Source organism: Achromobacter maghribensis (genome assembly GCF_057334215.1).
This window is the reverse complement of record NZ_JBHFII010000061.1, coordinates 356,703-365,443: the sequence shown is the minus strand read 5'-3', so window position 1 is coordinate 365,443 and position 8,741 is coordinate 356,703. Positions and strand designations below refer to the sequence as shown.

Genomic DNA, 8,741 nt, shown 5'->3' with positions numbered 1-8,741 from the left:
CCGCCCCGCGGCATGCTGGCGGTTAGTCCGCGCGGCGCGCGGTCAACGCCTCGATCTCGTCGTCCTTGGCCTGCCACTGCTCTCCCAGCCAATGGTGGAACGTGGCGCGGAAAGCTTTGTCCCGGGTGTAATCCGCAACGCAGAAGGCCGGCGGCACTGGCAACTGCCGCATGCGCACCAGCACGGGGCCCATGCGGCCGCAAGCCATGTCCCAGAAGCTGGGCGCGCCTTCCGGATAGGCGATGGTGACGTCGACCATTGATCGGAAGCGCGCCCCCATCGCGTTCAGCGCGACCGCCAGCCCGCCCGCTCTGGGCTTGAGAAGATGGCGGTACGGCGAGGCCTGCGCGGCACGCTTGGCCTGGGTGAAGCGCGTGCCTTCGGCAAAGACCATCACGCTTGTCGGCACCAGCGAGAATTTCTCGCAGGCGCGGCGCGCGGCTTCCTGGTCCTGACGGCCCAAGGCGGGATTACGGCGCAACGCCGCCTTGCCGTGACGCTTCATGAAAGGAAAGTCCAGCGCCCACCACGCCAGACCGATCACCGGCACGTAAATCAACTGCTGCTTGAGGAAGAATTTCAGCAGCGGAATCCGCCGGTTCAGCGCGCGCTGCAGCACAAAGATGTCCACCCAGGACTGGTGATTGCAGTTGACCAGATACCAGTCCGCGTAACGCAACCCCGTATGGCCCTGCACGTCCCATGGCTCCGCCTGGATGCGCGCGAACCAGCCGGCGTTACCGGAAACCCACGCCGTCGCAATGCCGTTGAGGACCGGGTCGACGCGCCGCCTGACCGCAGCGAAGGGCAGCACAAGCTTCAGCAGCGCAATCGGAAGCAGCAGCAGGCACCAGAACACCGTGCTGACAACCAGCAGCGTGACGCTGAATACGCCGGTCAGCCACGCAAGGCGGCCGCGCAACACGGGAAACGCGCGTTGGCGCGGTGCGGGCCGATCAGATTCATGCTTGCTCATTTGAGCCTCGGAGACGGCCCGGCTTGCGCCGGTGGGAAGGTCTGGAACAGTCATGGTCGCCAGTTTGCTGGCCGTTGGGGGAAATCCGCTTGCGCAAGATCAACCCCCGCATTCGCGAATTCCACCAAGGAAACGCCATCATGGCAGCCGGTATTTCTCTTCACGGTACACCCACGATGCCCACAAGGCATGGGCCAGCGCTTCTTCCGTCAATCCGGGATCCGCAGGCTCCACCGGGGCATAGACTTCGTCGCTTCCCACCGGGGCCGCCGTGTACCGGAACTCCCTGGGTGCCTTGGTCGGCTCCAGCACCAGCAACTTGTCGCCTTGCAAATACCCGAAGTTGTCCGCGTATTGCATGATCGCCCGGTTCGGATCGCGTTGCGTCAGATCCGCGCCCAGCATCGGGTTCACGTTGTCCAGGCCGATCAAAGACAACAGCGTCGGCGCCATATCGATCTGGCTGACAAGCCGTTCGTCCTGGCGCGGCGTGATGCCCGCGCCCAGGAACAACGCGGGGATCTGGAAGTGGCGCACCGGCACGGGAATCGACCCGTACACGCGCGAATCGTGATCCGCGATGACCAGGAACACCGTGTTGTCCCAGTACGGCGCCTTCTTGGCCTTTTCAAAAAACTGGCCCAACGCCCAATCCGCGTAGCGGACCGTGTTGTCCACCGTGGCCGGGTCGCCGACGGGTTGGATACGGCCTTTCGGATACTCCCACGGCGAATGGTTCGTGACCGAGAACGCCAGGGTGAAGACGGGCTTGTCGCCGTCGGCGCGCAGTAGGCGGTCGACCTGATTGAACATGTCTTCGTCCGATGCGCCCCACGACCCTTCGAACACCGGATTGACGAACTTGGGGCGGTCCACGACTTCGTCGAAGCCGTTGCCCAGGAAGAACGCGCGCATGTTGTCGAAGTGCGATTCGCCGCCGTAGACGAAGCGCGAGTGATAGCCGTGCTTGCCCAGCACCTGGGCCAGCGTGAAGAAGCCGGTCTGCGAGCGAGGCAGCTTGACCACGGCATCGGCCACGCTGGGCAGGAAGCCCGCCGTCACCGCTTCGATGCCGCGCACGGATCGCGTGCCGGTGGCGTAGGCGCGGTGGAACATCCATCCTTCCTTGGACAGACGGTCGATGTTGGGGGTCAGGTCGCGGCCGCCCAGGCTGCCCACGTATTGCGCGCCCAGGCTTTCCTGCAGGATGATCACGACGTTCAGCGGCTTGTCGCGGCGCACGGTGGCTTTCTGCTCGTGCAGGCTGGGATAACGCGGATCCAGCGGCGCGCCCGTCAGGCCGGCCTTCTCGCGAACGATGGCGTTCATCTGGTCCACCGGCATGTTGGGATACATCGCCGCGGATGAGCGCTCGTCGCGCATGCGGTAGGCCGCGTCGAACACGCTGTACAGCGAATTCAGCGCCAGCGCATTGACCATGGCATCCGAACTGAAAGCCACCTTTGCGGGATTGATCGGGCGATGCTCCAGCGTGCCGCGTGCACCCAGCACCACCAGCGCAAGGATCACCAAGGACGCGATCGGGCGCTTCCACCATGCCATGAAGGAATCACGCGAGCGCACCGGGAACAGCTTGACCGCCAGCCAGGCCGCCAGCACCAGCACCACGAAGGCGGCAAGCAGCACGCCCTTGTAGCCTTGCCAGAGCATCGAGCCCACTTCCTTCGGGTTCAGCAGATAGATGAAATACAGCCGGTTTGGCCGCGTGTCGTATTCGGAGATGAATTGCGGCGTGGAAACTTCCAGCAGCACATACAGCATCCACCAGACGCGGAACCACCACGCGGTGATGCGCGCCGCCAGCGGCCGATGGCCGAACCAGGGCGACAGCACGGCCGGCAGCGCGATCACCATCGACAGCAGGCACACGTCGATGCGCAGTCCGCCGAAAAGCACGGGCCACAGCCCACCTGCGGCCTGGACGCGGTCCCACATCCAGAAGGACAGGCCCAGACGCGACAGCGTCAGCATCACGAGGACGGCGACGATGAACCGGAGTGTCAGGCGGCGCATGCGGCGGCCCCCCAAGGGCGGCGCGAATCCGCCTGTTCAAATGAAAGGGTCCTGCCTGATGTGCCGAGCAAAGCCATGCCGCCTCGTTGTCCGGAAATGAAACCGGGCCAAGGTTAACGCGGTTTCGGGGGAGTTGGCAGCGAGAGCGGCTGCTTTAAAACGTTGTACGACATCATATTTCTATTGTGCGCGGCGCAGGCGTTCGCGGCTATTGCTCAGATGCGTGCGCATGGCTGCGCGGGCGCTTTCGGCATCTTGCCGCATGATCGCGCTGTAGATGTCTTCGTGTTCCAGGTTCACGCGCGCCAGGTACGCCGCGCGGTCTTCGTGCGCGAACTTGGCGGAATTGATACGGGTGCGCGGAATGATGGCCGAGCCCAGATGCGACATCAGATCCGCGAAGTAGCGGTTGTCGGTGGATTGCGCCACCAGCAGATGAAACTGGAAATCAGGGGTGATCGTATCGCCGCCGCTTTCCAGCGCACTGCGGAACACGTCCAGCGCGCGGCGCATCTCTTGCAGCTGTACATCGCTGCGGCGGATGGCGGCCAGGCCTGCGGCCTCGCTCTCCAGGCAGATGCGCAGCTCTAGCAGCACCAGCACGTCGCGCACGGTGGCGATGTCGGCCGGATCCACGCGGAAATCGCCGCTGCCGCTGGGTTCCAGCGCATAGGTGCCAACGCCGTGATGCGTCTCGACCAACCCCGACGCCTGCAGGCGCGACAGCGCCTCGCGCACGACCGTGCGGCTGACGCCGAACTGACGCATGATCTCGGACTCGGTGGGCAGCTTGTCACCCGGGCGGATATCGCCGCCTCGGATACGTTCGGAAATGTTCTCGACCAGGCCTTGGGCCAGGTTCCGGGGACGACGCTGCGGCAAGACGGGGGTATCGACAGGAGCGTTCATCAGGGATTATCCGAAGGCGGTTGCGCAAAGCTTGACGCTGAAATTTGGCGCTCATTATACTTTGCTCAAGTTGTACGATAACGTACCAGATAAGTCTACTCCCCACGCGCCCTCTTACCGAGCATTGCGTCATGAGCCGAACTGTCAACACCCTGCCTGCCTCGTTTCGCTGCCGTCGTTTGCTATTGACCGGCGCAGCCGGCAACCTGGGCCAGGTACTGCGTCCCCGGTTAAAGGCCCATGCGGAGGTGCTTCGCGTTTCCGACATTGCCCCGCCCGCTCCCGCCGGCCCCGGGGAAGAAGCGATTGCCTGCGACCTGGCCGACCCCGCCGCGGTATCCCGGCTGGTGCAAGGCGTCGACGCCATCGTCCACCTGGGCGGCGTATCGGTAGAGCGGCCATTCGATGAGATCCTGCCCGCCAACATTCAAGGCATCTACAACTTGTACGAGGCGGCCCGCATCCATGGCGTGCGGCGCGTGGTGTTCGCCAGTTCGAACCACGTCATCGGCTTCTATGAACAGGGCAAACAGCTGGACGCGGACGTGCCGCTGCGCCCGGACGGCTATTACGGCTTGAGCAAGGCCTACGGCGAACACCTGTCGCGCTTCTACTTCGACCGCTACGGCATCGAAACCGTGTGCTTGCGCATCGGCTCTTCGTTCCCCGAACCCAAGGACCGTCGCATGATGGTCACGTGGCTTAGCTACGACGACCTGACCGACCTGGTCACGCGCTCGCTGTTCACGCCGGATGTCGGCCACCTGATCGTGTACGGCGCATCGGCCAACCGCGACCGCTGGTGGAACGACGACGCCGCCAGGATTTTGGGCTTTGTCCCCCAGGACTCCTCCGAACGCTTTCGCGCGCAGGTCGAGGCGCAGCCTCCGCTAGCCGCCGACGATCCCGCCGCCCGCTATCAGGGCGGCGCTTTCGTCAAGGCGGGTCCCTTTCCCTTCCCCACGCCCTCATCGGCCGAGTAACCGCCACCATGCCCGCAACCGTCGAACGTATCGGGAACATGCTGTGCGGCGTAGGAGAAAGCCCGGTCTGGCGCGCCGCCGACCAGGCGTTCACCTGGACCGACATTCCGGGCAAGACCCTGTGGCGCTGGTCGCCGGCAAACGACGACATCGCGCACTGGGCACTGCCGCAGATGGCCGGCTGCATCGCCATGCGAGGGGCCGGCTGGCTGTTGGCGATGGAAGACGGCCTCTATGCCTGTGACCCGTTGCGGGCCGGGCAACCCTGCGAACCGCGGCCGCTGGTTTCCGTCGCGCACGCGGCGCCCGGCATGCGCTTCAACGATGGCCGTTGCGATCGGCAAGGCCGCTTCCTGGCGGGCACGATGGTCATGGACATGGGGCTGGCGCAACCTGCCGGCCAGTTGTACCGCTACGACGCCCAAGGCCTGGCCGTGCTGCTGGACGACCTGATCGTGCCCAACGGCATGGCCTTCAGCCCCGATGGCAGGACGATGTACCTCTCGGACTCCCACCCTTCGCGCGCCATGGTCTGGGCGTTCGACTACGACATCGACACGGGCACGCCGCATAACCGCCGCCCGTTCATTTCCGCTTTGCCCGCCGGCCGCCCCGACGGCGCGGCCGTGGACACCGACGGCGGTTACTGGATCTGCGGCAACGAGGCCGGCCGCGTCTACCGCTACACGCCAGAGGGTCGACTGGACCAGACGCTGGACGTTCCCGCCGCCCGGGTCGCGATGTGCGCGTTCGGCGGCGCCGGCATGGACACGCTGTTCATCACGTCCATCCGCCCGCCATCCGCGGCGCCCGGCAGCCTTGAAGGCGCCGTGTTTGCCCTGCGCCCCGGCGCGCAGGGCCTGGAGGAAACCGCAAGCGCCGGTTAGCACCCGACCGGGGCGGCCGTCGCGCGGCCCCAAGCGAAGTAAGTAGGCCCGTCCATATCAAAGAGCTTCGAGGCCGTCCTGGCCACTGACGAAACGCCGTACTCCAACCGGAGGTAGACATGCTGCGCCCCACCCTGACCCGCGCCATTTTGGCGGCGGCTGCCTTGCTGACGCTGATTCCCGCCACTCATGCCGCCGAACTGCGCTCGGCCGACATCCATCCCGACGACTATCCCACCGTGCTGGCCGTGCGCCACTTCGGCGAACTGATCAAGCAACGCACCAATGGGCGCATCACCGTCAAGGTGTACGCGGGCGGCGCGCTGGGCAACGAAGACGATTCGATCGAACAGGTCAAGCTGGGCGCCCTGGCCATGGCCCGCGTTTCAAGCGCCGCCATGCACAACATCTGCCAGACGACCCGAGTGCCGTCGCTGCCCTTCCTGTTCCGCTCCAAGCAGCATCTGCACAAAGTGCTGGACAGCGATATCGGCGACCAGATCCTGCGCTCGTGCGAAGGCGCGGGCTTTGTCGGCCTGGCCTGGTACGACAGCGGCGCGCGTTCGATGTACACGCGCAACAAACCGATCAAGACGCTGGCCGACGCGAAAGGCCTGAAGATCCGCGTCCAGCAATCCGACCTATCGGTTGCCATGGTCGAGGCGATGGGCGGAAACGCCACGCCGATGCCCATGGGCGAGGTCTACACGTCGCTGAAAACGGGGCTGGTGGACGCCGCCGAAAACAATTTCCCCAGCTATGAAAGCGCGCACCATTACGAAGTCGCGAAGTTCTACGCGATGACCGAACACACGATGACCCCGGAGATCCTGATCTTCTCCAAGCGCCAATGGGACAAGCTGCCGCCCGACGACCAGAAGACCCTGCGCGAAGCGGCGCGCGAGTCCGTACCCTACATGCGCAAGTTGTGGGACGAGCGCGAACAGAAATCGCGGTCCGTGGTCGAACGCGCCGGTTCGCAAATCGTGGAGGTGGACAAGACCTCGTTTCAGAACGCGATGAAGCCCGTGTACGAGCGTTTCGTCACCACGCCCGAAATGAAAGACCTGGTCGCGAAGATCCAGGCCGTCCAGTGAGGGCACCATGTTGGCCACACCCACGAATGAAACCGATGTCGTCGCGGGGGGCCGGGCGCAAGCCCTGGCTGCCCCGCTGGATGCCTATACCCGAGGCTGCGCGGCGCTAGCGCGATTCTGCATGTGGACCAGCGTGTTCGGGCTGGTCTGCCTGATCGTCGCCGTGACCTTGCAGATCGTTGGCCGTCACGTACTCAACAGCACCCCGACCTGGGCGGAAAGCCTGGCGCTGCTGCTGGTGCTGTACGTGACCATGCTGGGCGCGGCCGTCGGCGTGCGCGACGCGGGCCACATCGGCTTCGAGTCGCTGCTGGACGCGCTGCCCAAGGCCGGCCAGCGCCGGCTGCGCATCTTCATCCATCTGCTGGTGCTGCTGTTCGGCGTGCTGATGGCCTGGAACTGCGGCGTCCTGGCTGAATCCGTCGCGGCCTACAAGATCCCCAACCTGGGCATCTCGAACGCCTGGAAGTACATCCCCGCAACCTTGTCGGGCACCTTGATCGCGCTCTTTTCCATCGAGCACATCATCGCCATCCTGCGCAACCATAAGGTGGTACCGGCATGGCGCTGACACTGCTTTCGTTTACGTTCATGGGGTTCCTGGTGATCGGCGTGCCGGTCGCGTTCGCCATCGGCCTGTCGTCCATCACGGCCATCATGGTCGAGGACCTGCCGCTGGCGGTGGCCTTCCAGCAGATGACCTCGGGCATGAACGCGTTCTCGTTCCTGGCCATCCCTTTCTTCATCTTCACGGGCGAGCTCATGCTGTACGGCGGCATCGCCGACCGCATCGTGGCGTTCGCCAAGTCGCTGGTCGGGCATGTGCGCGGGGGGCTGGGCATGTCCAACGTAGTGGCCTGCACGCTGTTCGGCGGCGTGTCGGGGTCGCCGGTGGCGGATGTATCGGCGATGGGGTCCGTGATGATCCCGATGATGAAGCGCGAGGGCTACCACGCGGACTATGCCGTGAACGTCACCACGCATGCCGCGCTGGTCGGCGCGCTGATGCCCACCAGCCACAACATCATCATTTACACGCTGGCGGCGGGCGGCAAGGTGTCGATCGCGGCGCTGATCGCGGCGGGCGTCGTGCCGGCGGTGATCCTGACCCTGTGCAACCTGGCGGCCGCGTATTTCGTGGCGCGCAGCCGGGGATATCCGGCGGGCACCTTCCCGGGCTGGGGCATCGTGCTGCGTTCGCTGGTCGCGGCGGCGCCGGGCCTGTTCGTGGTGGTGCTGATCATCACGGGTATCCTCAGCGGCGTCTTCACCGCGACGGAATCCGCGGCGGTCGCGGTACTGTATGCGCTGGCGCTGACGATCTTCGTATATCGGTCGCTGACCTGGGATCAGTTCGTGCGGGCGGCCAGCAAAGCCGTCAAGACGACTGGCGTCGTGTTGCTGCTGATCGGCATTTCAGCCACCTTCGGCTACCTGATCAGCTTCTACGGCGTGGCGGAAAAAACCGGCGAACTGATGGCGTCGGTGTCGACCAGCCCGTGGGCCATCTTCCTGATGGTCAACATCATCCTGTTCGTGCTTGGCACGTTTCTGGACATGGCCGCCACCATCCTGATCTGCACGCCCATCTTCCTGCCCATCTGCATGCAGTACGGCATGGGGCCCGTGCAATTCGGGATCGTGATACTGCTGAATTGCGCGTTGGGGCTGAATACACCGCCGGTGGGGACGACGCAGTTTGTCGGCTGCGCCATTGGCGGCGTATCGGTCGGCACGGTGATGCGAACGATCTGGCCGTTCTACGGCGCCCTGCTGGCGGCGCTGGCGCTGGTGACCTACGTGCCGGCCTTTTCGCTCTGGCTGCCCGGCGTGCTGCTCAACTGACGGGCGGGGT

General features: G+C 64.9%; 8 protein-coding genes. 5 read left to right on the top strand and 3 right to left on the bottom strand.

The features are described from left to right. Positions 1 to 22 precede the first annotated feature (22 nt). The 3 genes from ACE039_RS27650 to ACE039_RS27640 form a co-directional block, all read right to left on the bottom strand. Complete coding sequence (locus ACE039_RS27650) at positions 23 to 976, bottom strand: acyltransferase (protein WP_485820830.1); 954 nt, start codon at positions 974 to 976, stop codon at positions 23 to 25. Positions 977 to 1,114: 138 nt separating this feature from the next. Beyond that, positions 1,115 to 3,010 (bottom strand): LTA synthase family protein, encoded by a 1,896-nt coding sequence (locus tag ACE039_RS27645; RefSeq protein WP_485823907.1) that lies wholly within the window; start codon positions 3,008 to 3,010, stop codon positions 1,115 to 1,117. 180 nt (positions 3,011 to 3,190) lie between these two features. Continuing rightward, positions 3,191 to 3,919: a FadR/GntR family transcriptional regulator gene (locus ACE039_RS27640; protein WP_485823906.1), complete on the bottom strand. Its 729-nt coding sequence runs from the start codon at positions 3,917 to 3,919 to the stop codon at positions 3,191 to 3,193. A gap of 131 nt (positions 3,920 to 4,050) precedes the next feature. Here ACE039_RS27640 and ACE039_RS27635 point away from each other — a divergent pair, with 131 nt between their 5' ends. From ACE039_RS27635 to ACE039_RS27615, 5 genes are all read left to right on the top strand, one after another. Next, on the top strand, positions 4,051 to 4,902 hold the full coding sequence (locus ACE039_RS27635; protein WP_485823905.1) for an NAD-dependent epimerase/dehydratase family protein: 852 nt from the start codon (positions 4,051 to 4,053) through the stop codon (positions 4,900 to 4,902). An 8-nt stretch (positions 4,903 to 4,910) separates the two neighbouring features. Then, positions 4,911 to 5,789, top strand: coding sequence for an SMP-30/gluconolactonase/LRE family protein (locus ACE039_RS27630; protein ID WP_485823904.1), 879 nt, complete (start codon positions 4,911 to 4,913; stop codon positions 5,787 to 5,789). Between the two features lie 119 nt (positions 5,790 to 5,908). Continuing rightward, a complete protein-coding gene (locus tag ACE039_RS27625; protein ID WP_485823903.1) occupies positions 5,909 to 6,886 on the top strand; it encodes a TRAP transporter substrate-binding protein in 978 nt (325 codons plus the stop codon). Positions 6,887 to 6,893: 7 nt separating this feature from the next. After that, the gene (locus tag ACE039_RS27620; protein WP_169273157.1) at positions 6,894 to 7,457 is read left to right on the top strand and encodes a TRAP transporter small permease; all 564 of its coding nucleotides are present in this window, start codon (positions 6,894 to 6,896) and stop codon (positions 7,455 to 7,457) included. After that, positions 7,448 to 8,731 carry a TRAP transporter large permease gene (locus ACE039_RS27615; protein WP_105556940.1) on the top strand — a complete coding sequence of 428 codons (1,284 nt, stop codon included), beginning with the start codon at positions 7,448 to 7,450 and terminating at the stop codon, positions 8,729 to 8,731. The genes ACE039_RS27620 and ACE039_RS27615 overlap by 10 nt, the downstream gene beginning before the upstream one ends. The last annotated feature ends 10 nt before the right edge of the window (positions 8,732 to 8,741 follow it).